The organism is Halomonas icarae (assembly GCF_009901955.1).
GTDB lineage: Bacteria > Pseudomonadota > Gammaproteobacteria > Pseudomonadales > Halomonadaceae > Halomonas > Halomonas icarae.
Genome location: NZ_WUTS01000001.1, coordinates 843618 through 868938 on the forward strand (window position 1 = coordinate 843618; position 25321 = coordinate 868938).

General features: G+C 63.5%; 27 protein-coding genes, 4 tRNA genes and 1 riboswitch. Of the genes, 9 read left to right on the top strand and 22 right to left on the bottom strand.

The features are described from left to right. Positions 1-25: 25 nt before the first annotated feature. From GRB80_RS03920 to GRB80_RS03930, 3 genes are all read left to right on the top strand, one after another. Complete coding sequence (locus GRB80_RS03920; protein ID WP_161424228.1) at positions 26-994, top strand: branched-chain amino acid transaminase; 969 nt, start codon at positions 26-28, stop codon at positions 992-994. A gap of 71 nt (positions 995-1065) precedes the next feature. After that, positions 1066-2121 carry an Lnb N-terminal periplasmic domain-containing protein gene (locus GRB80_RS03925; protein ID WP_161422599.1) on the top strand — a complete coding sequence of 352 codons (1056 nt, stop codon included), beginning with the start codon at positions 1066-1068 and terminating at the stop codon, positions 2119-2121. 77 nt (positions 2122-2198) lie between these two features. Continuing rightward, positions 2199-3551, top strand: coding sequence for a Na+/H+ antiporter family protein (locus GRB80_RS03930; protein WP_161422600.1), 1353 nt, complete (start codon positions 2199-2201; stop codon positions 3549-3551). A 79-nt stretch (positions 3552-3630) separates the two neighbouring features. Here the strand turns inward: GRB80_RS03930 and GRB80_RS03935 are convergent, their stop codons facing one another. The 4 genes from GRB80_RS03935 to GRB80_RS03950 all read right to left on the bottom strand — a co-directional run bounded on the left by GRB80_RS03935 (position 3631) and on the right by GRB80_RS03950 (position 7338). Next, on the bottom strand, positions 3631-4365 hold the full coding sequence (locus tag GRB80_RS03935) for an RNA methyltransferase (RefSeq protein WP_161422601.1): 735 nt from the start codon (positions 4363-4365) through the stop codon (positions 3631-3633). A gap of 218 nt (positions 4366-4583) precedes the next feature. Then, complete coding sequence (gene groL, locus GRB80_RS03940; protein WP_161422602.1) at positions 4584-6227, bottom strand: chaperonin GroEL; 1644 nt, start codon at positions 6225-6227, stop codon at positions 4584-4586. 63 nt (positions 6228-6290) lie between these two features. Continuing rightward, positions 6291-6584, bottom strand: coding sequence for a co-chaperone GroES (locus GRB80_RS03945; protein WP_132041225.1), 294 nt, complete (start codon positions 6582-6584; stop codon positions 6291-6293). A 205-nt stretch (positions 6585-6789) separates the two neighbouring features. Beyond that, on the bottom strand, positions 6790-7338 hold the full coding sequence (locus GRB80_RS03950; RefSeq protein ID WP_161422603.1) for an FxsA family protein: 549 nt from the start codon (positions 7336-7338) through the stop codon (positions 6790-6792). A 210-nt stretch (positions 7339-7548) separates the two neighbouring features. Between GRB80_RS03950 and GRB80_RS03955 the strand changes: the two genes are divergently transcribed. Continuing rightward, positions 7549-8310: an SDR family oxidoreductase gene (locus tag GRB80_RS03955; protein ID WP_161424229.1), complete on the top strand. Its 762-nt coding sequence runs from the start codon at positions 7549-7551 to the stop codon at positions 8308-8310. A gap of 125 nt (positions 8311-8435) precedes the next feature. Here GRB80_RS03955 and GRB80_RS03960 read toward each other — a convergent pair whose 3' ends face one another. Beyond that, positions 8436-8717, bottom strand: coding sequence for a ComEA family DNA-binding protein (locus GRB80_RS03960; protein WP_161422604.1), 282 nt, complete (start codon positions 8715-8717; stop codon positions 8436-8438). Between the two features lie 243 nt (positions 8718-8960). Here GRB80_RS03960 and pyrF point away from each other — a divergent pair, with 243 nt between their 5' ends. Then, complete coding sequence (gene pyrF / locus GRB80_RS03965) at positions 8961-9656, top strand: orotidine-5'-phosphate decarboxylase (protein ID WP_132041222.1); 696 nt, start codon at positions 8961-8963, stop codon at positions 9654-9656. Between the two features lie 9 nt (positions 9657-9665). Here the strand turns inward: pyrF and lapB are convergent, their stop codons facing one another. Genes lapB through GRB80_RS03980 form a run of 3 tightly spaced genes read right to left on the bottom strand, consistent with a single transcriptional unit; the run spans position 9666 to position 11523 of the window. Beyond that, the gene (gene lapB, locus GRB80_RS03970) at positions 9666-10847 is read right to left on the bottom strand and encodes a lipopolysaccharide assembly protein LapB (RefSeq protein ID WP_161422605.1); all 1182 of its coding nucleotides are present in this window, start codon (positions 10845-10847) and stop codon (positions 9666-9668) included. A 1-nt stretch (position 10848) separates the two neighbouring features. Continuing rightward, complete coding sequence (locus GRB80_RS03975) at positions 10849-11172, bottom strand: LapA family protein (RefSeq protein ID WP_132041220.1); 324 nt, start codon at positions 11170-11172, stop codon at positions 10849-10851. Positions 11173-11226: 54 nt separating this feature from the next. Further along, on the bottom strand, positions 11227-11523 hold the full coding sequence (locus GRB80_RS03980; RefSeq protein ID WP_132041219.1) for an integration host factor subunit beta: 297 nt from the start codon (positions 11521-11523) through the stop codon (positions 11227-11229). A 179-nt stretch (positions 11524-11702) separates the two neighbouring features. On the opposite strand from GRB80_RS03980, the gene GRB80_RS03985 reads away from it, so the two are divergent. Both GRB80_RS03985 and GRB80_RS03990 read left to right on the top strand, forming a co-directional pair. Continuing rightward, positions 11703-11996, top strand: a complete 294-nt coding sequence (locus tag GRB80_RS03985; RefSeq protein WP_161422606.1) for an FAD assembly factor SdhE — start codon at positions 11703-11705, stop codon at positions 11994-11996. 7 nt (positions 11997-12003) lie between these two features. Next, the gene (locus GRB80_RS03990; protein ID WP_161422607.1) at positions 12004-12351 is read left to right on the top strand and encodes a protein YgfX; all 348 of its coding nucleotides are present in this window, start codon (positions 12004-12006) and stop codon (positions 12349-12351) included. Between the two features lie 87 nt (positions 12352-12438). On the opposite strand, the gene nadB is transcribed toward GRB80_RS03990, so the two are convergent. The 8 genes from nadB to GRB80_RS04030 form a co-directional block, all read right to left on the bottom strand. Then, positions 12439-14019: an L-aspartate oxidase gene (gene nadB, locus GRB80_RS03995; protein ID WP_161422608.1), complete on the bottom strand. Its 1581-nt coding sequence runs from the start codon at positions 14017-14019 to the stop codon at positions 12439-12441. Beyond that, complete coding sequence (locus tag GRB80_RS04000; protein ID WP_132041215.1) at positions 14000-15145, bottom strand: FUSC family protein; 1146 nt, start codon at positions 15143-15145, stop codon at positions 14000-14002. Before GRB80_RS04000 ends, nadB begins: the two co-directional genes overlap by 20 nt. 46 nt (positions 15146-15191) lie before the next feature. Next, positions 15192-15278 (bottom strand) — tRNA-Leu (locus GRB80_RS04005). Between the two features lie 36 nt (positions 15279-15314). Continuing rightward, positions 15315-15388: transfer RNA gene (locus GRB80_RS04010), tRNA-Cys, on the bottom strand. Positions 15389-15413: 25 nt separating this feature from the next. After that, positions 15414-15488 (bottom strand) — tRNA-Gly (locus GRB80_RS04015). Between the two features lie 78 nt (positions 15489-15566). Further along, a complete protein-coding gene (gene pgsA / locus GRB80_RS04020) occupies positions 15567-16115 on the bottom strand; it encodes a CDP-diacylglycerol--glycerol-3-phosphate 3-phosphatidyltransferase (protein ID WP_132041214.1) in 549 nt (182 codons plus the stop codon). A 69-nt stretch (positions 16116-16184) separates the two neighbouring features. Beyond that, on the bottom strand, positions 16185-17999 hold the full coding sequence (gene uvrC / locus GRB80_RS04025; RefSeq protein ID WP_161422609.1) for an excinuclease ABC subunit UvrC: 1815 nt from the start codon (positions 17997-17999) through the stop codon (positions 16185-16187). Between the two features lie 9 nt (positions 18000-18008). Further along, entirely contained in the window at positions 18009-18656 is a 648-nt protein-coding gene (locus GRB80_RS04030) for a response regulator (protein ID WP_161422610.1), read from the bottom strand. 212 nt (positions 18657-18868) lie between these two features. Between GRB80_RS04030 and GRB80_RS04035 the strand changes: the two genes are divergently transcribed. Continuing rightward, positions 18869-18944 (top strand) — tRNA-Ala (locus GRB80_RS04035). A 165-nt stretch (positions 18945-19109) separates the two neighbouring features. Here GRB80_RS04035 and ggt read toward each other — a convergent pair. The 6 genes from ggt to argF form a co-directional block, all read right to left on the bottom strand. Next, positions 19110-20849 carry a gamma-glutamyltransferase gene (gene ggt, locus GRB80_RS04040; RefSeq protein ID WP_161422611.1) on the bottom strand — a complete coding sequence of 580 codons (1740 nt, stop codon included), beginning with the start codon at positions 20847-20849 and terminating at the stop codon, positions 19110-19112. Positions 20850-21008: 159 nt separating this feature from the next. Next, positions 21009-21827 (bottom strand): thiazole synthase, encoded by an 819-nt coding sequence (locus tag GRB80_RS04045; protein WP_161422612.1) that lies wholly within the window; start codon positions 21825-21827, stop codon positions 21009-21011. Next, positions 21827-22054 (bottom strand): sulfur carrier protein ThiS, encoded by a 228-nt coding sequence (thiS, locus tag GRB80_RS04050; protein ID WP_202597161.1) that lies wholly within the window; start codon positions 22052-22054, stop codon positions 21827-21829. The genes GRB80_RS04045 and thiS overlap by 1 nt, the downstream gene beginning before the upstream one ends. After that, on the bottom strand, positions 22041-23147 hold the full coding sequence (thiO, locus tag GRB80_RS04055) for a glycine oxidase ThiO (protein ID WP_161422613.1): 1107 nt from the start codon (positions 23145-23147) through the stop codon (positions 22041-22043). Before thiO ends, thiS begins: the two co-directional genes overlap by 14 nt. Positions 23148-23208: 61 nt before the next feature. Next, a riboswitch (TPP riboswitch) is annotated at positions 23209-23329 on the bottom strand. A gap of 66 nt (positions 23330-23395) precedes the next feature. Continuing rightward, complete coding sequence (locus tag GRB80_RS04060) at positions 23396-23701, bottom strand: hypothetical protein (protein ID WP_161422614.1); 306 nt, start codon at positions 23699-23701, stop codon at positions 23396-23398. A 78-nt stretch (positions 23702-23779) separates the two neighbouring features. After that, positions 23780-24706 carry an ornithine carbamoyltransferase gene (gene argF / locus GRB80_RS04065; protein WP_161422615.1) on the bottom strand — a complete coding sequence of 309 codons (927 nt, stop codon included), beginning with the start codon at positions 24704-24706 and terminating at the stop codon, positions 23780-23782. A 164-nt stretch (positions 24707-24870) separates the two neighbouring features. Here argF and GRB80_RS04070 point away from each other — a divergent pair, with 164 nt between their 5' ends. Beyond that, on the top strand, positions 24871-25206 hold the full coding sequence (locus tag GRB80_RS04070) for a Grx4 family monothiol glutaredoxin (RefSeq protein WP_161422616.1): 336 nt from the start codon (positions 24871-24873) through the stop codon (positions 25204-25206). The last annotated feature ends 115 nt before the right edge of the window (positions 25207-25321 follow it).

Here is a 25321-nt window from a genome sequence, read left to right on the forward strand (position 1 = left end):
GCTAACGACAAGGAATGGCATGACAATGACACCTCTTCATGATCGCGATGGCTGGCTCTGGCATGACGCTGAATGGCTGGCCTGGCGCGACGCCCACACCCATCTGCTGACCCATAGCCTGCACTACGGCATGGGGTGCTTCGAGGGGGTGCGCGCGTATGCAGGTCCCAGGGGGACCCATCTGTTTCGTGTGGTGGAGCATACCCGCCGGCTGCTGGATAGTGCCCACGCCCTGGATATACCGTTATCTTACAGCGCAGAGACCCTGATCGAGGCTCAGCGGCAGTGTTTGGAACGCAATGGTCTGGCCAATGCCTATCTCAAACCAACGATCTACCTCGGGGCTGAGGGGCTGGGGCTTCGGGCGCAGGGGCTCACCACCCATGTGATGATCCCCGCCTGGGACTTGGGTGACTATATCTCGCCCGAGGCGGCCTCGATCGGGTTGCGTGCATTGACCTCATCCTGGGCGCGTCATCACGTCAATATCAGCATGTGCCGGGCCAAGACCAACGGCCACTACGTCAACTCGATGCTGGCACTCAACACTGCCGTGAAGGCCGGCTTCGATGAGACGATCATGCTCGACCCCGAGGGCTATGTCGCCGAGGCTTCGGCGGCCAACGTCTTTCTGTTGCGCGATGGTGTGCTGCATACTCCGGAGGTGACCTCCTGTCTGCAGGGCATCACCCGGGATAGCGTGATTTGCCTGGCCCGAGAGGTACTGGGCATCGAGGTGCAGGAGCGTCGAATCACCCGTGACGAGCTGTATATCGCCGATGAAGCCTTCGTGACCGGTACCGCGGCGGAGATCCTGCCGCTGCGCGAACTGGATGGTCGCCATATCGGTGCTCGAGCAGGGGCACCGGCCGTCGATAAGCCAATCGCAAAGGACTCGCTGACCGCACGACTCCAGCATCTCTATCGCGATGTTACCCGGGCAGAGCCGGGGCCTGCCACGGAGGCCTTTGGCGAGTGGCTGACGCCTGCATGATGTAGGCATAGGGCGTTAAGCTCGGTGGAGATGGACCATGATAGCCTGGCGGCAGGTCGAAGGGAGATCGCATGTCGCTGCTGATCAATCTCGCATTGAGTCTGGTGCTGCTGATGTTGTCATCATGGGGCAGCCTGGCGCTGTTGCACCGCTTTCCGGCAGCCGCACGCTGGCGACGGATTGCCGCCTTGGCGTGGCTACTGCTGGGTGGGGTGTGGCTGGGTTGGTTATGGCAGGGGAGCCGCCTCGGGGCAGTGCTGGGCATGGGGCTCAGCATGCTCATCCTGCTGTGCTGGTGGTGGCGTCTGCTCCCCGAGAGCGATCTGGACTGGGCGGATGATGTACGCTTCCTGGCCACGGGCCGCCAGCTCGGCCAACGGTTGGTACTTGATCATGTGCGCTGCTTCGACTGGTACCGTCACGACGCGGCATCGGTTGCATGGCAGCGGCGGGAGTATGACCTTCAGCGCCTGGGGACCCTGGACCTGTTCGTTTCCAGCTGGGGGCGACCGGGCATCGCCCATGTGCTGCTCTCCTTCGGCTTCGATAATGGCCAGGGTGTTGTCGACGATTTCGTGACCTTCTCGGTCGAGGTGCGTCGCGAGCGCCATGAGCCTTTCTCGGAGATCGGTGGCTTCTTCAAGCAGTATGAGCTGGCGATCATCGCCGCCGATGAGCGTGATGCGATTCGCCTGCGCAGCAATCTGCGTGGAGAAACGGTAACCCTCTATCGGGTGCTGCTCGGGCGGCGCGAGTGCCGCGAGCTGCTGCTGGCCCTGGTGGAGCAGGCCAACCAGCTGGCGCGCGAGCCGCGCTTCTATCACACCGTTACCGCCAACTGCAGCACCCTGGTGTACGCGCTGATACGCCGCATCGTCGAGGCGTTGCCGCTGGATCATCGTCTGCTGCTGACTGGTCGATTGCCCGGCTATGTCCACGATCATGGTGGCCTGCTGCCTGGCCACTCCTTGAGCGAGCTCGAGCGTCGCGGTGATATTACCGAGCGGGCCCTGACGGCCCATGATGATCATGACTTCTCACGACGCATCCGCGCCGGTGTGCCAGGGTGGTCGGCGAGTGGTCGCAGGCCGACGTTGAAAAATAGAGGAGGAGATCGGATCGAGTAACGGCAGTGCCTAACGGCTTCTGATAAAATTCTGCGCCGTTTCGTCTCAATCCAACTCCTTCTTCGGGAAACTCAGCCATGAATGCGGTAATCATTGCGGTGCTGGTGATGGTCGGACTGTCACTGGCACGTGTCTCGGTCGTCTTTGCGCTGGTGGTCGGGGCGCTGGTGGGCGGCCTGATCGGGGGGCTCTCCGTCGAGGAGACCCTGGGCGCCTTCAACGACGGTGTGGGGGGCGGTGCCAAGGTGGCCCTGGCCTATGCCACCCTGGGTGCCTTTGCCGTCGCGATCTCACGCTCGGGCCTACCCGATCTGCTGGCCAGGCGCCTTATCTCCCTGCTCGGTCAGGAGGCCACGGCAAGCCGCCAGGCGGTGGTCAAATACCTGCTGATCGGGTCGGTACTGCTGGTGGCCATCTCCTCCCAGAACCTGATTCCGGTACATATCGCCTTTATTCCTATCCTGATTCCGCCGCTGCTCAAGGTGATGAATCAGCTGCGTCTCGATCGCCGCGCCGTGGCCTGTGCCCTGACCTTCGGCCTCACGGCGCCCTATATGCTGCTGCCGGTGGGCTTCGGGGCGATCTTCCTCAACGATATCCTGTTGGCCAACATCAACCAGGCCGGTGAGGCGTTGGGACTCGAGATAAGTCGCGGCATGGTGCCCCTGGCCATGGGCGTGCCGGTGGGGGGCATGGCCCTGGGCCTGCTGATTGCGGTATTCCTCAGCTATCGCCGTCCGCGTGACTATGCCGATGCGGACGTGGCGACCACCAATGTGCCGCATCATCATCCCGAGACGCATCATGAGCCGCATACCATGGGGCTGGTGATGTCGGTGGTGGCCATCGTGGCGGCCCTGGGCATCCAGCTCTGGACCGGCTCCATGATCCTCGGCGGGCTGGTGGGTTTCGCGCTGCTCTCGGTGGGCGGGATCTTCAAGTGGCGTGAGGCCGACGATCTCTTTACCAGCGGCATGCGCATGATGGCGCTGATCGGCTTCATCATGATTTCGGCGTCGGGCTTTGCCTCGGTCATGACCGCTACCGGGCATATCGAGACCCTGGTGCACTCCAGCGTCGAGGTGATCGGTGACAATCGCGGCCTGGCCGCGCTGCTGATGCTGCTGGTCGGGCTGTTTATCACCCTGGGGATCGGCTCGTCGTTCTCCACGATCCCGATCATCGCCGCCATCTTCGTGCCGTTGGCGGTGCAGTTCGGCTTCTCCCCACTGGCCACCGTGGCGCTGGTGGGGACGGCGGCGGCGCTGGGCGATGCCGGGTCACCGGCATCCGACTCCACGCTGGGGCCGACCTCGGGTCTGAATGTGGATCGCCAGCATGACCATATCTGGGATAGCGTGGTGCCGACCTTCGTCCACTACAATATTCCGCTGATCGGCTTCGGCTGGCTGGCTGCCATGACACTCTAGGCATCTGCCTGCCAGGGAGTGATCTTCGACGGCGACCTTCGGGTCGCCGTTGTGCTTGTGCGCCAGTGCTTCATGGTGATCATTTCCGGGGCAGGTGGCGCTCGAACGACGCCAGCAGGCCACGCAGCAGTGAGAGTTCGCGTCGCGAGGGCTGAGCGCGGGCGAATAGCGTATGCAGGTGAGCCTCGGTATGGGCATGGGGCTGGGTGATGAACCCGCTGCGGTGCATCACCTGGCTCAGGTGCTCATGGAAATACGCGAGCTGTTTGCGACTCGGCTGGCGCTCTTCGGCGGGCAGAGTCGGACGGTAGCCGCTATCTGGGCGCCTCCGCCAGGCCGTAAATGCCTCGTAGGCGAGCACCTGTACCGCTTGGGAGAGGTTGAGGATGCCGTAGTCGGGATTGGCGGGGATGCTGACCTGGTGGCTGCACAGGGCGATCTCGTCGTTGGTGAGGCCGAAGCGTTCGCGCCCGAACACCAGGGCCACCGGGTCGTGGGCGGCATGTTCCACCAGCTCGCGGGCCATGGCGTCGGGTTCATCGAAGTGGGGCAGCGGCAGGCTGCGCAGTCGCGCACTCGCTCCCACCACCTGTACGCAGTCGCTGACGGCCTCCGCCAGTGAATCGACGACCCTGGCATCCTCCACCAGGTCTTCGGCCCCGGCGGCGAGCCGGGTAGCCTCGGGGTCTGGAAACTGGCGCGGATTGACCAGCACCAGCTCACTCAGCCCCATGGTCTTCATGGCCCGTGCGGCGGCGCCGATATTGCCGGGATGGAAGGTCTGGACAAGGATAATTCGGATATTCGATAGCATGGGCAGGGTCGGGCGTTCCGTGAGTGTGGCGGTATCTTACCGGGGCTTCGGTCAGCTACAAGAGGCAAGCAACCAGGTACCCCCTTGGCGCCTTCGCTGCGGGTAGCGCACGATTATGCTCCTTGCTCCCGACGTAAAAGACCCCACCGGCTCTCACCGGCGGGGTCCGTCTCAGGGCTTGCCCGGAAGGGCAGTGCCTGGGGCAGGGTAGGGCAGGCTTACATCATGCCGCCCATGCCACCCATGCCACCCATGCCGCCCATGTCCGGAGCAGCGTCCTTATCGTCCGGATCGTCGGCGATCATGCACTCGGTGGTGATCATCAGACCGGCCACGGAGCCCGCGGACTGCAGGGCAGAGCGGGTGACCTTGGCCGGGTCCAGCACACCCATTTCGAACAGGTCGCCGAACTCGCCGGTCTGGGCGTTGTAGCCGAAGTTGCCTTCGCCGTCCTTGACGCGGTTCAGGATGACGGAAGCCTCCTGGCCGGCGTTGGTGACGATCTGGCGCAGCGGGGCCTCCATGGCACGCACGGCGATGGCGATACCGTGGGTCTGGTCCTCGTTGTCACCCTTGAGGCCGGCGACCTTGGTCAGCACGCGCACCAGGGCGGTACCGCCTCCGGGCACCACGCCTTCCTCGACGGCGGCGCGGGTGGAGTGCAGGGCGTCTTCGACGCGCGCCTTCTTCTCCTTCATCTCCACTTCGGTGGCGGCACCGACGCGGATGACGGCAACACCGCCGGCCAGCTTGGCGACGCGCTCCTGGAGCTTCTCGCGATCGTAGTCGGAGGAGGTCTCCTCGATCTGGGCGCGGATCTGGCTGACGCGAGCCTCGATGTCACCATCCTGGCCGGCGCCATCGATGATGGTGGTGTTCTCCTTGGACATGGTCACGCGCTTGGCGGTGCCCAGGTGGTCCAGGGTAGCCTGCTCGAGGTCCAGACCCACTTCCTCGGAGATCACGGTGCCACCGGTCAGGATGGCGATGTCCTGCAGCATGGCCTTGCGACGGTCACCGAAGCCCGGGGCCTTGGCGGCCGCGACCTTGACGATGCCACGCATGGTGTTGACCACCAGGGTAGCCAGCGCTTCGCCTTCGATGTCCTCGGCGATGATCACCAGCGGCTTGCCAGCCTTGGCCACGGACTCGAGAGTCGGCAGCAGCTCGCGGATGTTGGAGATCTTCTTGTCCACCAGCAGGATGAACGGATCTTCCAGCTCGACCGCCATGGTGTCCTGGTTGGTCACGAAGTAGGGCGACAGGTAGCCACGGTCGAACTGCATGCCTTCCACGACATCCAGCTCGTCCTCGAAGCCACGGCCTTCGTCGACGGTGATGACGCCTTCCTTGCCGACCTTCTCCATCGCTTCGGCGATGATCTCACCGATGCGCTTGTCGCCGTTGGCGGAGATGGTGCCAACCTGAGCGATGGCGTTGGTGTCGGTGCAGGGCACGGCCAGCTCACCGATCTCCTTGACGGCGGCGGCGACGGCCTGGTCGATGCCGCGCTTGAGATCCATCGGGTTCATCCCGGCGATCACGCCCTTCAGACCCTCGGTCACGATGGACTGGGCCAGAACGGTAGCGGTGGTGGTGCCGTCACCGGCGACATCGGAGGTCTTGGAAGCGACTTCCTTGACCATCTGTGCGCCCATGTTCTCGAACTTGTCCTTGAGCTCGATCTCCTTGGCTACGGAAACGCCGTCCTTGGTGACGGTCGGCGCGCCGAAGGACTTCTCGAGCACCACGTTGCGGCCCTTCGGGCCCAGAGTGGCCTTGACGGCGTTGGCCAGGGTGTCGACACCCTTGGCCATGCGGGTGCGTGCATCGCTGGAGAACTTGACTTGTTTCGCTGCCATTTTCGTATGCTTCCTGTGAGTTCGTGAACGTCAGTCAGTATCGAGTGTTGTGGCGGTCGAGACTCAGCCTTCGACCACGGCCAGGATGTCGGACTCGCTCATGATCAGGACTTCCTCGCCGTCGACCTTCTGCTTCTCGACGCCAAAGCCATCCTTGAAGATCACGGTGTCGCCAACCTTGACGTCGAGTGCGCGGACGTCACCGTTGTCGAGGATCCGGCCATTACCGACGGCGAGTACCTCGCCACGAGTCGGCTTTTCCTGGGCGCTGCCCGGGAGCACGATGCCGCCAGCAGTCTTCTGTTCTTCCTCAACGCGACGAATGATGACGCGATCGTGCAAGGGACGGATGTTCATTGCTCACGTTCTCCTGATGGTGTGTATGCCGGTGAACCGGCGGTTTGCATCATGACCTCGCCACCGAGGCAGCGAGGGGAGGCGTCGGGCGCCTTCCGTGTAAATGGCGCGGATGCCGCGCCGAAACCTGTTGCTGTCGAGTAAGTGGGGCCCGTCCAAGGGGATTCAAGGCCCGTCGATAAATTTTTTTGCCGCACCCACCCGATCAGCGGCGGCGCTCATCACGAGAGATGAACTCACCCTCGATGGCACCGTCGTCGTCCTGTGAGGAGTAGGCCTTGGCACCACGCCGATGACGTCCCTCGTCGGCCTGGGACCAGTCATCTCGAGGTCCCGCAGCATGACCGGACGAGGCGTGGCTGCTCGCGGAGGAAAAACCCCCGCCGTGCATATGAAATCCCTGGGTGCGGATACCCAGCCATGCCAGCAGCTTGCCCATCAGGCGGCGGGCATCGGGAATCAGACACATGAAACCCAGGGCGTCGGAGATGAACCCCGGCGCCATCAGCAGGGCGCCACCGAAGATCAGGGCGGCCCCCGTCAGCAGTTCGCCGGAGGGGACCTCACCGCGCTCGAGGCGTTCTAGAGCCCGGGCAAAGGTGGCGGCGCCTTCACGGCGAATAAGATGCAGGCCGACAAAGCCGGTTGCCAGGACCAGCAGCACAGTGGCGAGCAGCCCGATCTGGCCGCCTACCGAAAACAGGACCACGAAGTCGAGCAGGGCAAATAGCGTGAAGATCAGAAGAAAAGGCATGTGGCCTCCCGTGGTGGAGATGAAGCAGACATGGGGGCGCAAACCTGGAAATCAAGCGTTGAACGCCGTCGCTGGCGATCCGCCGCTCGAGACGAGAGTCTGGATAGGTGAAATGGACGGGAGAAATGGACAGATGAAATAAGCCGGGATGCAGTGCGTGCAGCTTTGGTACAGTGTATTTCGATCAACCGCTTACAAAGAGGATGCATGATGCAACTGGAGAACGCCGTGATCGCCATCACCGGTGGCGCCCGTGGGCTGGGGCTCGCCATGGCGGCGACCCTGGGCAGCCGTGGTGCTCGCCTGGCCCTGCTGGATACCGATGCCGCCAGCCTGGATGATGCCGTCTCGAGTCTTCACCAGTCCGGTGTCGAGGCGCGGGCCTTCGTGACCAATGTGGCCGATGAAGCCTCGGTCACGCAGGCCTTTGCCGATATTGCTGCCTCCTTGGGCCCGGTCAGCGGTCTGATCAACAATGCCGGCATACTGCGTGATGCGCTGTTGATCAAGCCTCGGGAGGGAAGGGTCGAGAAGCGCATGTCGCTCGATCAGTGGCAGTCGGTGGTCGACGTCAATCTAACCGGTGTCTTTTTGTGCGGCCGCGAAGCGGCGACGCAGATGGTCGAGGCCGGTCAGGAGGGGGTGATCGTCAATATTTCAAGCATCTCGCGGGCCGGCAACATGGGGCAGAGCAACTATGCGGCGTGCAAGGCAGGGGTGGTAGCGCTCACCACCACCTGGGCCCAGGAACTGGCGCGCCATGGCATTCGCGTGGGCGCCGTCGCGCCGGGCTTTATCGAAACCGAAATGACCGCGTCAATGCGTCAGGATATGCTCGACAAGCTGACTGCAGGCGTTCCACTCAAGCGCCTCGGTGAACCGGATAATATCGCCCAGAGCGCGCTGTTCATCTTCGAGAATGACTACTTTAGCGGCCGCGTAATCGAGTGTGACGGAGGCCTGCGGCTGTAATCAGAGTCCATCGTGCCCTCTAATCAGAGTCCATCGTGCCATAGCCGGCAATGGTACGATGGACGGCCGATTGACTGGCCATCCATCGTTATCAGTGCTCTTGTCTAGTCATCCAGGTTTTGGTGTTAGAAGGTTATCTGATCCTCCAGGTTGGCTACGGTGCCATCACCGATGCCGCTGACTCGTGTCAGATCCTGGGCGCTCTCGAAGGGTCCGTTGGTTTCGCGATCCTCGATAATGGCGGCGGCCTTGCTGGGTCCGATGCCAGGCAGCTCGGTCAACAGTTCGGCGCTGGCCGTGTTGATATTGATCGGCTCTACCTCCTGAGCCACGGCGCCAAGCGGCGTGAGACCCAGCAGAAGGGCGACGAGACAGGCCCCGAACAGGGCGTGAAACCTGAATTTCATGGCATTTCTCCCTTGTTGGCATCGCAACCTCCGCCGATGCCTGTTTAAGGCTAGCCATGGGGTGCATGGATTCCCTGAGGCCTTTTGCTCAGTTGCACGTAGTACAGAACGCCATTGAACCCGACGCGTTGTCCTGCATGTCTCAAGAATATCGTCGGATTCATATCAATGAACTTGCACGGTTCATGTTCAATATGGCTGGTATACTCTGCCGTCGATTTCCTCTTGCCAGGAGCCTGTTTCGTGTCTACCGATTCCCCACTGATCATCGCCCTCGATTACCCCTCGCTGGATGCTGCCCTGTGTATGGCGGACCGCCTCGATCCGGCGCGCTGCCGTCTCAAGGTTGGCAAGGAGCTGTTTACGCGCAGTGGTCCCGACGTGCTTGATGCATTGCATGGCCGTGGATTCGAGGTGTTTCTCGACCTCAAGTTTCACGATATTCCCAACACCGTGGCCGGTGCCGTAGAGGCGGCGGCGGAGCAGGGCGTATGGATGGTCAATGTGCATGCCTCAGGCGGGCGGCGCATGATGGAGGCGGCTCGGGACCGGCTGGAGCGCCAGGCCTTGAGCACACGGCTGATCGCGGTGACCGTGCTGACCAGCATGATGGTCGAGGATCTGGCCGAGGTGGGGGTGTCGGTGCCCCCCGCCGAGCAGGTCGAGCGCCTGGCGCTGCTGGCCCAGGAGAGCGGAATGCACGGTGTGGTCTGTTCGGCTCAGGAGTCGGCCCGCCTAAACGCGCTGTGCGGCGATGATTTCCTCAAGGTGACGCCGGGGATTCGGCCAAGCTTCGCTCAGGTCGGCGACCAGAAGCGGGTGATGACGCCGCGTGATGCCATGGCCGCTGGCAGCACTCACCTGGTGGTGGGGCGCCCAGTCACTCAGGCGCCAGAGCCCATGGAGGCTCTCGCCGCCATTGAGGCAGAGCTCGCCTGAGACGAGTCGCTACTCACCTTCAATCCCGGTGATCGGCCGGATCGTCCCCCAGTGGCGGCAGCGGGGGCATTGCCAGTGCAGCTGGTCGCCGCTGAAGCCACAGCGCCGGCAGCGATGGCGAGGCAGCTTTGCGAGCAGCGTAGTGGTGTGCTGTTGCAGCAGTGCCAGCTGTTTCAGTGCCGTGCTGCTACCGTGTTGGCGATAGAGGTCGATCAGGTAATCGAGGGCGCCCAGGCTCGTTTCGCGATTGAGCTGCGTGCTGACAAGGTCGATGGCGGCCTCGGTGCCTCGGTGATGGCGAAGGGTCTCGGCCAGCAGAATGATGACGCTGGTATAGGGCGTTTTTTCCAACAGCCTTTGAAGGTGTGCGATCAGCCCCTCCTCGTCGTCGAGTAGTCGGTAGGCGTTGGCCAGAGGCTCGAGCAGGGAGGGGATAAAGGCCGAGTCCTGTTGGGGAATCCGCGACAGCAGGGTAATTTCCTGTCGATAGTGCCCGGTATCGTGCTCCAGGGCGGCCAGCAGCAGGTTGGCGCGCACGCATTTCGGATCGATATTAAGGGCCTGCTTGAGATGGCGACGCGCCAGCACTGGGCTGGCATTGCCGCGTTCCTCTTCGGCCTGCTGGCAGAGCCAGTGCGCCGCGGTGCGGCGTAGCTCCTGGCTGTCGCGGAGTAGCTGTGGAGTGATAACCGCGAAGGCTTCCGACCACTCACCCTGGCGCTCGAAGAGGTCGCCCAGCAGTCGGCGTGCCGAGCGTGTCAGCTCGGCGTCCTGAGAGTCACGCAGGAGTCCCTTGAGGAGGCGCTCGGCGCGATCCAGCAGGCCCAGGGAGAGGAAGTCACGGGCCAGCTCCAGTTGCACACGCTCGCCTTGACTGCCTGTCAGGCTAGGGCGAGCGAGAAGATTCTGGTGGATCTTCATCGCTCGGTCGGCCTCACCTCGACTACGGAAGAGGTTGCCGAGAGTAATATGGGTGTCGATGGTCTCGCTGTTGACCTCCAGCGCCCCAACGAAGGTTTCGATGGCGCGGTCCTGCTGGTCGTTGAGCAGGTAGTTGAGGCCCACGAAGTAATCCCGCGCCAGTCCTTGAGGAGGCGCGGGATTGATGGACTTGCGGCGTTCGCGACGTCCCAGCCACCAGCCGGTGGCGACGGCTGCCAACAGGAGGGTCAGCAGCAGCACATCGGGCATATCAGGCGAGTTCCTTCAACTCCCGAGTCTCCTTGAGCTCCTGAACGCGCAGCTTGTCGAGCTCCTTGCGCTGTTGCTGGTTATGGCGTTGGGCGCGAGTCAGTAGCGCCCTCAGGCGCAGGTAGACACCGCTCATCGCCAGCATGCCGAGCAGCACACCCACAGCCAGTGAGGCCAGCAGCCATACCGATAACGAGGCGGGCGGCAGTTCAAGCCAGATCAGATTGAGCGGCAGAGCCTCACTGTTATTGACCGCGAACAGGATGCCGACCAGTAGAACCGCCAGCAGGATGATGGCCAGGATCAGGCCTTTGAGCCAACGCATGCGAAGTATCCCCTGTAGATGTAAGAATTGGGCCCTGAGAGCGCTGTGCCGGGTTTAGTAGCCCAGCTCGCGGCTGGCGTCCACCTGCTCGCGCAGCTCCTTGCCGGGTTTAAAGTGTGGCACGAACTTGCCGTCCAGCGCGACCGGTTCGCCGGTCTTGGGATTACGTCCGACGCGCGGTTCGCGGTAGTGCAGTGAAAAGCTGCCGAAGCCACGTATCTCGACGCGCCCCCCGGCTGCCAGCGTTTCGGTGATGTCGTCGAGAATCAGCCGAACCGCCGATTCCACTTCCTTGAGCGACAGCTCGGGCTGACGCATGGCGATCTGTTCGATCAGCTCGGACTTGGTCATCTTCGATCTCCATTGGCGGCGCGGCTGTTATTTTCCTCCAAGCATACTCGGCAAAGCGAGACAAAACAACGCACTACGCCCATGGGTAGAGTCCCGCATCCCTGACCGGCGTCAGCTGTGCCGAGGCGCGGCCTCGGGTATACTGTCCAGACATCCCCAAGGCAAAGTCGAGGTCGACCTTGAACGAACCATCAAGCCCCGAGGCGGCACAGCGCAAGCGACTCTATTGGCACTCGCGTCGCGGCATGTGGGAGCTGGATCTGCTGCTGGTACCCTTCCTGGAACAGCGCTATGACGCCCTCGATTCCGCCGACCAGGCGGCCTTCCGTGAGCTGATCGACGAGGAGGATCAGGACCTGTTCCTGTGGCTGATGCGTCGCGAGCTGCCTCAGGAGCCGGTGCGTCGACGTATCGTCCAGATGATCATCGAGCATGCCGAGAGCGCCGATAGCGTGTCGCATCGACCGGTCTAGGCTGGCGTTGCTGGCGCATCTCCTGCCGACCGCTGCAGTGGTCGGCCTCCTCGCCAGCGTGCTGCCTCCGTGGTTGTGGTTGCCGGTTGCCCTCTGCCTGGTCGTCATCACGGTAGGGGTTGTGCGTCACCACCCCCGAGGTGAGTTGAGTGCGCAGGCGCTGCCCGGCGGGGAGGTGCAGTGGCGATGGCTGGAAGCCGGGGTGTCCGTCCCGCAGCCGGTCAGGCTGCACTGCGACTATCTGGGTCCCTGGCTGATCGGGCTTAGACTGAATGGCCGACGGCTGTGGCTATGGCCGGACAGCTGTTCGTCATTTGATCATCGAGAGTTACGCCGCTTCCTGATCCGTCACTAGGCCACTCCAGGCCGGGGGCACGAGATGGGGGCGCGACTCACGAAGGGGGCGCGTACATACACGTGCCCCACGCCCCCACCGGACTGCTTAGCCGAGTTCGGCCAGTCGTACCCGCGAGGGGCGAGGATGATGGTCGGCGTGATGTGGGCAGTCCGGGTTGTAATGCAGGCCTCGGGACTCGCGCCGTCTCTGGGCGCTGGCCACGGTCAAGCGTGCCAGGCGCAGCGCGTGCCACAGGCTCGAGAGCTCGATGCCCGGCTGGCCATGCTGCCGGATGACCGGTGAGACCTCCTGCTGTAACTCGGCCAGCGCTTCGGCGGCCTTGAGCAGCTCGGTGTCGTGGCGGACGATGGCCACTCGGGCGCTCATCAGGACGCGCATTCGCTCGCGCCATTCGGCGAGTTGGACCGGTGGTGGCGTGGCCTCGATGACGGTCGAGCGGTTGACGGCGTCCGTGTGAGGCGCGCGAGACGCATCACGCAGAGCGACGGCGCAGCTGCGTGCATACACAAGGCACTCCAGTAATGAGTTGCTGGCCATGCGGTTGGCGCCGTGCAGGCCTGTGCAGGCGACTTCCCCTATTGCATAAAGGTGCTCGATATCACTGGCACCGTAGCGATCCGTGGCCACGCCACCGCAGCTGTAGTGGGCCGCCGGAACCACCGGGATCGGAGCGTTCACGATATCGATGCCGCGCTCGGCGCAGTGGCGGTGGATGGTGGGGAAGTGCTCGCGGATCGCCGCTTCGCCCAGATGCCGAATGTCCAGGAAGACATGGTCGCTGGCGGTGCGCTGCATCTCGCTGTCGATGGCTCGAGCCACCACGTCTCGTGGGGCCAGTTCGGCGCGTGAGTCGATACCCGGCATGAAGCGCTCACCATGAATATTGAGCAGTTTCCCGCCCTCGCCGCGTACCGCCTCGCTGATCAGGAAGGGCGCCCCCTCCGGATCATGCAGGCAGGTTGGGTGAAATTGCTGGAACTCCAGGTTCATCAGCGTTGCGCCCAGCTCGGCGGCCATCAGCATGCCTTCGCCACTGGCCGGCATGGGGCTGGTGGTGTATCGATAGAGACCACTGGCGCCGCCGGTGGCCAGTACGGTGTCGTGAGCCGACAGGTCGAGCCGCCGCCCGGCGCTGTTCAGGCAGCGCGCGCCGCGGCAGCGGCCGGCGCTATCCTGGAGCAGTCCGACAGCGGTGAGGTCGTCGCGAACCTGGATTCGGGGGTGTGCCACGACATGAGCCTTGAGGGTGGCCATCACCGCTCGACCGGTAGCATCGGCCGCATGGATAATGCGTCGCGCGCCGTGTCCGCCTTCGCGAGTGAGGTGGTAGGGGTAGTCGGCCCCCGGGCTGGTGTCGCGTGTAAAGGGCACGCCGAGGTTGAGCAGCCACTCGATGGCTTCCGGCCCCTGCTCTACGGTGAAGCGCACTGCAGCCTCATCGCAAAGTCCGTCGCCCGCCACCAGTGTGTCCTGGACATGGGCCTCGAGATTATCGCTAGGGGAGAGAACGGCGGCGATGCCACCCTGGGCCCAGCGGCTGGAGCCGAGGTCGTCACTCGCCGGACGCAGCAGCGTGACGGCGCGTTGATCGGCAATTTCTAAGGCGAGTACCAAGCCGGCGACACCGCCGCCGATGATCAGCACATCATGGTTGCCGTGGGGCATCTTGCGCTCCTCTGTCGGGCGTGGCGGTATGGCGGCGAGCCCACTTTCGCCCGGAGGCGCGACGCAGACGCTGGCTAGGCAGTCGCGTCAGTCCGCCCAGGCGCGTGACCAGCGCCTCGGTCAGCCGGGCCAGTTCACGATTCAGCCACAGGTAGCCACTGGGGCTGAACAGGGCGCGTCCCTCTGGGCTGACCGCGGTGGTGGCCAGTGGGGCGTGACGTTGCAGGTCGAACTGACTGATCTCGACGTCGATGGACTGGCCGGTGCGTACCTGGTAGGCCAGGGTGCCGAGCTCCCTGGAGAGTCGGTGTTGTTCATCGCGTAACCCTTCCATCGCCTCGATACGGTCGTGGCCGGCTCGTGTGTTCCAGTGGGTCTCGAGCAGTAGCTCGATGGTCGAGAGCATGCGTCGCTGTAGGGAGATGACGTCATCCAGCTCGTTTCGACTCAGTCGACGTTCACGATGGATGGCATCGACCAGGCCGCGCTGCTTGACCAGCGCCGAACTGGTCGCCTTGAGCAGGGCCTGGGTGTCAATATCCAGGGCGGCCGTGGCGGTGGTGTGGGCATGAAACAGGCGCGCCAGGCGGTCGAGATTCTCCGCCAGCATGAAACGCAATAGGTCGGTGGCCTTCTGGGGCAGGATCAGCATGGTGGTGGTAATGCCGACCAGGGTGCCAAGCAGTACATTGAAGGCTCGCCACAGGCCCACATCCAGAGCATGGTTGCCGTCGCCGGCCACCAGCAGCAGGCTGATGGCGAACATCAGGCCGCTGTAGCCGTGGCGATTGCCGAAGGTGAGCCAGGTGGCGACACCGATGGCGGTCAGGCTGCCGGCCGGGATCAGCGGCGTCAGGTCGCCGGGGAGCAGGATCAGCAGCAGTCCGCTGGCCGCGCCAAGCAGGGTGCCGAGCAGTCGTTGGCGGCCCTTGTCGAGCACGCCACCGATATGCGGCAGGTTGCCCATTACCATGACGGTGCTCACCAGCGCCCAACCGGAGTGAGGGATCGTCAGAAAATGGGTGAGCAGGAACGAGGCTGTCAGCGCCAGCATGACACGCAGCACGTGCAGTCGGCGACGATAGCGATAGGTGAAGAAGGGGTCGCGCAGGGGCGGCAGGTTCATCGAAGATTGCCCCGCAGGGGGTCTGTCTGGCCCATCAGCGATTGCTTGGTGCCCGGAGCCGGGCTCGAACCGGCACGGTGTCGCCACCGAGGGATTTTAAGTCCCTTGCGTCTACCAATTTCGCCATCCGGGCGGCACGGTGTCGGGCAGTACAGGAGAAATAGGGGAGTGGAGGCTGGAGTCGGAATCGAACCGGCGTACACGGAGTTGCAGTCCGCTGCATGACCACTCTGCCATCCAGCCTCATGAGTCGGGCCATTCCTAAGAATGGAGCGGGAAAGGAGATTCGAACTCCCGACCCTCGCCTTGGCAAGGCGATGCTCTACCACTGAGCTATTCCCGCCTGACTCGAGAACGTATTATACGGATAAGCCGGTGACAGTCAAGCCTTTTCCTCTCTTCCCTACGTTTCCCCTCTTTCCTACATGGAACGCCTGAGATGCGGCCAGGCTGCGCGCAGATAGAGCGCCATCGACCAGAGTGTCAGCACGGCCGCTGCATAGAGAGTCACCACGGCGAGCATGGCAACAGGCGTGCCGGGGGCGAAGGCCAGCAGCAGGAAGATGGCAACCATCTGCAGGGTGGTCTTCAACTTGCCGATCCACGACACCGCCACGCTGCCCCGCTTGCCCATCTCTGCCATCCACTCGCGCAGCGCGGAGATCACGATTTCGCGTCCGATGATTACCAGCGCAGGGAGGGTCAGCCAGACTGCGTCATAGCGCTCGATCATCAGCGCCAGCGCCACCGCCACCATCAGCTTGTCGGCTACCGGGTCGAGGAAGGCGCCGAACGGTGTGGCCTGGTTCCAGCGTCTGGCCAGATAGCCGTCCAGCCAGTCGGTCACCGAGGCCAGGGCGAAGAGCGCGGCCGCCAGGGGCATGCTCCAGGAGAGTGGCAGATAGAACAGCACTACCAGCAGCGGGATGAAAGCGATACGGGCCAGGGTAAGGATATTCGGAATGTTCATCGCGCGAAGCTGTCCTTGCCGGTGAGAGGGGCGTTAAGCGTTGGCGTATTCTATCCCCCTTGGCGAGCATCATCCATGCAGAGCTTGATGGATCGTCTCGGCCAGGGTGGCGCTGATGCCAGGCACACGGGCCAGCTCGTCACGCGTCGCCTGCTTGACCCCCTGCAGTCCGCCGAAGAAGCGCAGCAGCTCGCGCCGGCGCTTGGGGCCCACGCCGGGGATGCCTTCGAGTGTCGAGGTGCGGCGCTGCTTGTCTCGTCGTGTGCGGTGACCGGTGATGGCGAACCGGTGCGACTCATCGCGAATATGCTGAATCAGGTGAAGGGCAGGGGATGAGGGTTCCAGGTTCAGCGTCCTGTCCACGGTTTCCAGGAAGAGTGTTTCCAGACCCGCCTTGCGGGTAGTGCCCTTGGCCACGCCGAGAAGCGCCACGCCGATGACTCCCAGCGACGCCAGTACCTCGCGGGCCATGTTGAGCTGCCCCTTGCCGCCATCCACGACGAGCACATCTGGCGTCTGCCCTTCGCCATCTTTCAGGCGACGAAAGCGACGGGTGAGCGCCTGCTGCATGGCCGCGTAGTCATCACCCGCCGCCACTCCTTCGATATTGAAACGACGATAGTCCGACTTGCGTGGACCGTTTTCGTCAAACACCACGCAGGAGGCGACCGTGGCCTCGCCATGACTGTGACTGATATCGAAGCACTCGAGCCGTGCCGGCGCTTCTGCCATGCCCAGGGCGTCGCGCAGTGCATCGAAACGTTGCGCAAGCTGGTTGTGATTGGCCAGCTGGGCGGCCAGCTGCTGTTCGGCGTTGGTGAGAGCCAGCTCCTTCCACTGGGCGCGATGCCCGCGCACCTGATCGGTCAGCCGCACTCGGCGGCCGGCCTTTTCGGCCAGCGCCTGGACGATCAGCTCGGCGTCCGTAACGGCGTGACTGGTGATCACCTCCCGAGGGATCTCCCGGGCCTGGCCCAGATAGTACTGGCTGATGAAGTCGCCCAGCAGCGCTTCTTCCGGCAGGTCGAGGCCATTGGCGGGGGCGTGATGGCGCGCCCCCAGCAGCCTCCCCTGGCGGATGGCCAGTACCGAGATGCATAGCGCTCCGGGGCGGCTGGCCAGCGCGAAGGCGTCGGCGTCGCCATCGCCGGTATCCACAAACTGGCGTTGCTGCAGTTGCCGCAGCTGCTGGATCTGATCGCGCAGGCGGGCCGCCTCCTCGAAGGCCAGTTCACGGCTGGCGGCTTCCATCGCGGCGGTGAGCTCCCGGGTAACCTGTTCGCTCTTGCCTTCCAGGCACTGCACGGCGTGCTCCAGATCGCGGCGATAGTCGGCCTCGGAGATGTATCCCACGCAGGGTGCGCTGCAGCGATCGATCTGGTACTGCAGGCAGGGTCGCGAGCGGTGGGCGAAGACGCTGTCCTCGCAGTTGCGGATGCGGAATATCTTCTGCATCAGCGAGAGACTGTCGCGCACCGCGTGGCTGCTGGGGTAGGGGCCGAGATAGCACCCGTCATCTCGGCGCTGACGAACCCGCTTGTACTCCAGCGCCGGAAAGGGGTGGCGGTCTGTGACAAAGATGAAGGGGTAGGACTTGTCGTCGCGCAGCAGGATGTTGTAGGGCGGCCGCAGCTCCTTGATCAGGGTCTGCTCGAGCAGCAAGGCCTCTGTCTCGCTGTTGGTCACCGTGACCTGGATATCGGCGATACGCGCTACCAGTGCCTGGGTCTTGGCGTTCAGTGCACCACGGAAATAGCTGGCGAGCCGCGCCTTGAGGCGGCGCGCCTTGCCAATATAGAGCGTCTCGCCGCCCTGGTCGAACATGCGATAGACACCGGGGGCCTCGCTGACGCTGGCCAGGAAGTGGCGATGGTCAAAGGTCATCTGGCGAGGTTACTGCATGGTGGAGAAGCCTTCCACCAACCCATGGCGCAGGCCCAGGTGGGTGAGCTCGACGTCGGACTTGACGCCCAGCTTCTCGAAGATGCGGTAGCGGTAGGTGTTGACCGTCTTGGTGCTGAGAAACAGTCGGTCCGAGATGTCGGCGACCTTCTGGCAGTTGATGATCATCATCGCCACCTGCATCTCCCTGGAGGTGAGCTCATCGAAGGGGTTCTCGGGTGAGTCGATCCGCGACAACACCAGACGCTGGGCGACGTCCGGGCTGACATAACGTTGCCCCTGGAAGACCTCGCGGATGGCACCAACCATCTCCTCGTGCTGGGAGCCCTTGCTGACAAGGCCTCGAGCGCCGGCGTCCAGCAGTCGCTGGGCGAAGCTGTCCTCCAGCCAGGCGGTCAGTACCAGGACACGGGTGTCAGGGAGGGCTCGGGTGATCTTGCGCGTGGCTTCGAGACCACCGATACCTGGCATGCGGATATCCATCAACACCACGTCAGGCTTGAGGCGCCGTGCCTGGGCAATGGCCTCCTCACCACTGGCCGCCTCGCCGATGACCCGCAGGTCCCTCTCGGTGTTCAGCAGGTGAGCAAGACTGGTTCTTATCAGGTGGTGGTCATCGGCAATGAGTACCTTGATCAATTGAATTCGCTCCTGAGCGACTCGACGGCAGCAGACCGGCTCATCGCATGATGTAAGGGTAACCGTTGGCGACTAGCGTGGCATACGTGAAGGAGTAGAGGAAAGACTACTTAGGTTGCTATACAAAGCGACATGCAAATAGAAAAAAAGAGTTGACGGTGGTCTCATGTCACCGTATTATCTGCCCCGTTCTCGCAACGGCGAGACAGCGTGGGGCCTTAGCTCAGCTGGGAGAGCGCAACACTGGCAGTGTTGAGGTCAGCGGTTCGATCCCGCTAGGCTCCACCAACAGGATTCAACGGATTAGCCGTCTGGCGCACTGCGCCAGGCGGCTTTTTCGTGGTCGGTCGTGCGTGGTCGATCAAGGGCTCAATATGGCCCTTGGCGTGGGCTGCGCGCAGGCAGAAACAGATATCCCCCCCCCCCCGGCACGAAGGCCGGGGGGGGCGTGGCTTATAGTCCGATGGCGGAAGAGGTGGAGCGGCGAGGGTCGGCCCCACCGTAATACATCCCGTCCTCGATCAGGATCGACTGGGCGGCACCCATGGCCGATTGCTGGCTGATGGTGTGACCGCGCTCCCTGAGCAGTTCCAGCGTATCGGGACTGAAGCCGGCCTCGGTGCGGATTTCGTCGGGCAGCCACTGATGGTGCATGCGCGGGGCGCTGACCGCCGACTGGATGTTCATGCCGTGATCGATCACGTTCATCAGCACCTGCAGGGTGGTGGTGATGATCCGCGAGCCCCCGGGGCTGCCGGTGATCAGGTAGTTCTTGCCATCACGCTTGACGATGGTCGGGGTCATCGAGGAGAGCATGCGCTTGCCGGGCTCCACCTTGTTGGCCTCGCCGCCGATCAGGCCGTACGCGTTGGGGACGCCGGGCTTGGCCGAGAAGTCATCCATCTCGTTATTGAGCAGAAAGCCGGCGCCGTCGACAACGATGCCCGAGCCATAGCTGAAGTTGATGGTATAGGTGTTGGATACCGCAAGACCGTTGTCATCCACGATGGAAAAGTGGGTGGTCTCGTTGGATTCGTAATCAACCGGATTGCCGGGGGCAATCTCGGCGCTGGGGGTAGCCTGTTCACCGATCTGGGCGCGCAGTTCTGCAGCGTACCCCTTGGAGGTGAGCCCGGCCAGTGGCACATCCACGAAGTCGGTATCGCCGAGGAACTCGGAGCGATCGGCATAGGCGCGCTTCATGGCCTCGGCCATCAAGTGCATGCTATCGGCCGAGCCGAAGCCCATTTCACCGATGGGGTACTCTTCCAGGATGTTGAGCATCTGCACGATATGGGCGCCGCCGGAGGAGGGCGGGCTCATGGCGTAGATATCGTGCCCTCGGTAGGTGCCGTGACTGGGTTCGCGGATCACCGGCTGGTACCCGGCCAGATCTTCTTGCGTGATCAGGCCGTCGTGGCGTTCCATTTCGGCGACGATCAGGCGAGCGGTTTCGCCTTCATAGAACTCCCGCGCCCCCTCCTCGGCGATACGCTTGAGGGTGGCGGCGAGATCGGGCTGCTGGAATAGGTCGCCGACCTGATAGGCGCTGCCGTCCTCCTTGAAGAACTTGGCCATGCTGGCGTCCCAAGCCTCGAATCGGCCGCGGGTATCCTGCAGTCCCTTGACGAAGCGCGGGGGAACGACAAAGCCCTCCTCCGCCAGGCGTATGGCCGGCTCCAGCGCCTCGGCAAGACTCAGGGTGCCGTACTTCTCCAGCGCCATGGCCAGGCCGGCCACGGTGCCAGGCACGCCAGCAGCCAGGTGGGTGAAGCGTGAACGCTCGGTGACCGCTTCGCCGTTCTCATCCTGGAACATGGTCTCGAAGGCCGCTGCCGGTGCGGTCTCTCGGTAGTCGATGGCGATGACTTCATCGCTCTGTTCATCGGAGATCAGCATGAAGCCGCCACCCCCGATATTGCCGGAGCGGGGCTGCGTGACGGCCAGGGCAAAGCCGGCGACTACCGCCGCGTCCACGGCGTTGCCGCCAGCCGCGAGCACATCCCGTGCTACCTCGGAGGCAAGAAAGTGGCTGGTAGCCACCATGCCGTGGGAGCTCTCCTGAGGGTGGAAGCGCTCACCCTCGAGAATGGCTTGTTGTGAGAAGGCGGCTGGAGATGCCAGCAGGCTCGCCGAGAGGAGGGCGATGGTCAGCGCCCGGGGTGCAGGGAACGATAGAGAACGATCGGTCATAGTGTTATTCCTTTTTATAACGATCAGGGGTGCTGCCTCGGGAGGCGGGACGCTATGGCAATCGAGGGCGGCAGCGTCCGGGGTTCCGCCCATTCAGTTAGGTTGGATAGTTCGCTGCTGTCAAACCGGCTAGCGTGATGACGCTGGCCGGCGGTCGTGTCAGGGTGTGGCGTGCCAGAAGGGCTGGCCCAGGGTCGGCGTGCTGGGGCTGGCGGTCTGGCGACGCTCCATCAGGCCGGCGAGATAGGCCTCGCGGCCCGCCTCGATGGCGCGGGCGAAGGCGGCCGACATCTGTGCCGGGCGACGAGCCTTGGCCACGGCGGTGTTGAGCAGCACGCCATCAAAGCCCATCTCCATGGCTTCGGCGGCCTGGGAAGGAGCCCCGAGGCCGGCATCGATGATCAGTGGCACGTCGATGCGCTCGCGCAGGGTGCGCAGGGCGTAACGGTTCATCAGGCCACGTCCGGTCCCGATCGGTGCGCCCCAGGGCATCAGGGCCTGGCAGCCTGCCTCCTGGAGGCGCTGGCATAGCACCAGATCGTCGGTGCAGTAGGGCAGCACCTTGAAGCCCTGCTCGACCAGCTCCCGAGCGGCTTCCAGCAGACCGAAGGGGTCGGGCTGAAGGTTGTAGTCGTCGCCGATGACCTCGACCTTGATCCAGGGTGTGTCGAACAGTTCCCGGGACATCTCGGCGAGCGTGATGGCTTCCCGGGCAGAGCGACAGCCGGCAGTGTTGGGCAGCAGGTGGCAGCCGCTTTCACGCAGAATCTGCCAGAAGGCATCGCCGTCGCCATCGGCGTTACCGCCGCCGGGATTCTGGCGACGCAGCCCCAGGGTCAGCATCGCGCAGTCGGCGGCCTCGATGGCGTCCTGCATCACCTGGGGCGACGGGTAGAGGGCGGTGCCAAGCAGGAAACGGCTGTTGAAGCGCTCTTCATAGAGCACCAGCGCATCGTCATGGGGTGATTGGGTGTGCATTAGCCGCCTCCTACCGGGGCCACGATATCGATACGGTCACCCTCGCCGAGGGTGCGCTCGGGCCAGGTGGAGCGCGGTGCGAAGGCATCGTTGATGGCTACGGCCACGCGACGCTCTCCATACCCCCACGCTTCCAGGGCCTGGGTCAGGGGGGTGCCTTCGGGAAGCCGGGCGGGCTCGCCGTTGAGGCTCAGGGTGATCTCATGCATGGGGTCACTCGCTTTCACGACAGGGTCTCCTGGGGGCGGAGCCGTCCAGTAGGTCGGCGAAGGGGTTGTCACCGTGGCCACGAATCTCGCTCAATAGATGCTCAACCACGGCTGGGGCAAGCAGATAACCGTGGCGAAACAGTCCATTAGCGCTAATCAATCCATCGCTTAGGGTAACCTGGGGCAGGTTGTTGCGAAAGGCGGGGCGCAGGTTGACACCCTGCTCAAGGATGCGTGCCTCGGCGAAGGCCGGTGACAGAGTATAGAGGGCGCTGGAAAGCTCCAGGGAGGATTGCAGCGATATCGGTGAGCGATCTTCGCTCTCGATGGAGGTGGCGCCGATGACGAAGCGTCCATTGGGCTTGGGGACCACATAGAGCTGGTAGCGCGGATGCATCAGGCGCACCGGCCGCGTCAGTGTGATCTCGTTGGTCGTTACATGCAGTGTTTCGCCGCGCACGCCGCGCAGGGTGGGGTGATTGGTCTTGGCGCCATGGCCACGGCAGTCGATCACCAGGTCGAAGTGGTGCGTTCCCGTTGGGGTGGTCACTTCGCCGGGATGCACTTCCACCGGGGTATGGGCATGGCACTCACCGCCAAGCTCGCGTATCGCCCCCAGCAGCCGTGTGAGCAGCTCGCGGTTATCCAGGTGTGCTTCGTCGGCAAGAAACAGGCCGTGGCGGAAGCGAGTCAGATCGGGTTCCAGATGATGTATGCCGCTGCCATCCAGCTCCTGATAGAGGGCGCCTTCTCCCAGGGTGTCGGCAAGGTCACGGCGGAACTGGATCAGCTCGTTGCCATCCTGGGGGTGGGCAACCACCAGGCTGCCGTGCTGGTGCCATAGCTCCGACGCCTGGAGTTCGGCCAGCCATCCGGGCCAGCGATCGAGAGCCATCTGCCCCATCTCATAGACACTGCGCTCGCTGACAACCGTTTCGGCCAGGGGAGCGACCATGCCGGCGGCGGTCCAGGCTGCGGCGGGCGGCGTGTCAAGGTCACCTGCATCGTAGAGGCTGACGGCATAGCCGTCGCGCAGCAGGTGCCAGGCTGTCAGGCGGCCGAGCAGGCCGGCGCCGGCGATGGCGAAGCGGCGTTGTGGGGTGGCGTTCATGAGGCGTGCATCCGGCAGTTGGCAGTGTGGAGATCAGGCTGGATGCAGGGTAGGGACGGGCTGGGGGCACGAACTTGTTCCCTCCGCAGGCATCAACCTGATCAGGTTCAACGGGTTCGGCCATACCGATCTCAGCCCCTTGATACCGCATGACGGTGAGAGGGGCGCCCCGACAAGAGCTGCCAACATAACCAAGAAGGCCCGCCGACGCAATCGAGTGTCGGCGGGCCTCGTGGGGCAGGCGGGATTCAGGCGCAGTCGGCGGCGCCCTCTCCGAACATGTCGAAGAGCAGTTCGCGCCCCATGCCGGTCAGCACGAAGCGGCGCTGATCGTTCCAGGTGGCGGCCTCACTTGACTCGAGGATGCGCTGACAGGCCGACCATTCGTGGCTATCGCTCTTCAGCGTTTCCAGGGCATCGGGATCGAGTCCGCGATGGGGAACGGTGACGGTTTCGAGCACGTGGCCCTGGCGGTAGAGCAGCGCTGCCATGTTGGCGAGGCATTGGCGCAGGCTGCGCTGCATCCCGAAGGTGTCGATTGAAGAGGTAGTCATGCGCCGCGTCTTCCTTGGTGGAAATTGCTGCGGCGCATTATACAACCTTGGTCGGATAAGACCAAGGTCTAGTGGGGGTCACGGCGCGTCGTGGACCTCACCGAGCAGCAGGAATTCGATCAGTGCCTTCTGGGCATGCAGACGGTTGCCGGCCTCTTGCCAGACCACGGCCCGCGGATCGTCGAGCAGGGTCTCGCTGATCTCCTCGCCGCGATGGGCCGGCAGGCAGTGAAGGAACAGCACGTCCTGGTGAGCGCGATCGAGCAGTGCCTCGCTGACCTGAAGGCCGGCGAAGGCCGCCTCACGCTTGGCCTGTTCCTCCTCTTGTCCCATGGAGGCCCAGACATCGGTCGTTACCAGATCGGCGCCGGTCACGGCCTCGACGGGGTCACGCAGCAGGGTGACGCGATCGCCGGCGGCCTCAAGGATATCCTGGCGAGGCTCATAGCCTTCTGGGCAGCAGATGCGCAGCTGGAAGTCGAACTGGCGGGCCGCATTGATCCAGGAGTGGCACATGTTGTTGCCGTCGCCGATCCATACTGCGGTCTTGCCCTGTACGCTGCCGCGGAGCTCGGTCCAGGTCATCACATCGGCGAGCAGCTGACACGGATGATAGTCGTCGGTCAGCGCGTTGATTACCGGCACGCTGCTGGCCTCGGCGAATGCCTCGAGTCCGGCGTGGGAGAAGGTACGGATCATCACGATATCGACCATCTCGGAGAGCACGCGGGCTGTGTCGCCAATGGGCTCGCCCCGGCCGAGCTGGGTGTCGCGTGGAGAGAGGAACAGCGCATGGCCGCCGAAGTGCGCCATGGCGGTCTCGAAGGAGACTCGGGTGCGCGTCGAGGACTTCTCGAAGATCATCGCCATGGTGTGATTCGGGAAGGGAGTGTAGGTGGGCCCTTCCACCTTGAGCGCGTTCTTTATGGTGATGGCGCGCTGAATCATGTTGCTCAGCTCTTCGGGGCTGGCATCCATCAGGGTCAGGAAGTGCCGAGTGGCCATGCGGTGCTCCTCGCAAAAGCGCTCATCCTAGCCAGCCGCCGGGGGATGCGCAACGCGTTATGGATCAGTAGAATGGCTGTCACCAAGACCTACCGCCGGGATCAGGTATTGATCGAGCCGGCATTCACGACCTCTATTGTCCGCTACACCCTTAGGGAGACGCCATGAGCACCACCCTCGAAAACATCCAGCGCCAGATCGGCGAAAACCCGATCCTGATCTACATGAAGGGCACCCCGCAGCTGCCCCAGTGCGGCTTCTCCGCCCAGACGGTGCAGGCGCTGATGGCCTGTGGCGAGCGCTTTGCCTTCGTCAATATTCTGGATAACCCGGATATCCGGGCCGAGCTGCCCAAGTACGCCAACTGGCCCACCTTCCCCCAGCTGTGGGTCGAGGGCGAGCTGGTCGGCGGCTGCGACATCGTGATGGAGATGCACCAGAACGGCGAGCTCGAGACGCTGATCAAGCAAACGGCCGCCAAGCACAAGGATGACGCGTGACCGGGCTTCGCCCGGAGCTGTAAGCCTTAAGCTTGAAGCTGTAAGAAAACCCTCCGAGGCGATGCTTCGGAGGGTTTGATGTTTCAGGGAAGAGGGCCGGTATACTGCTTTTGGC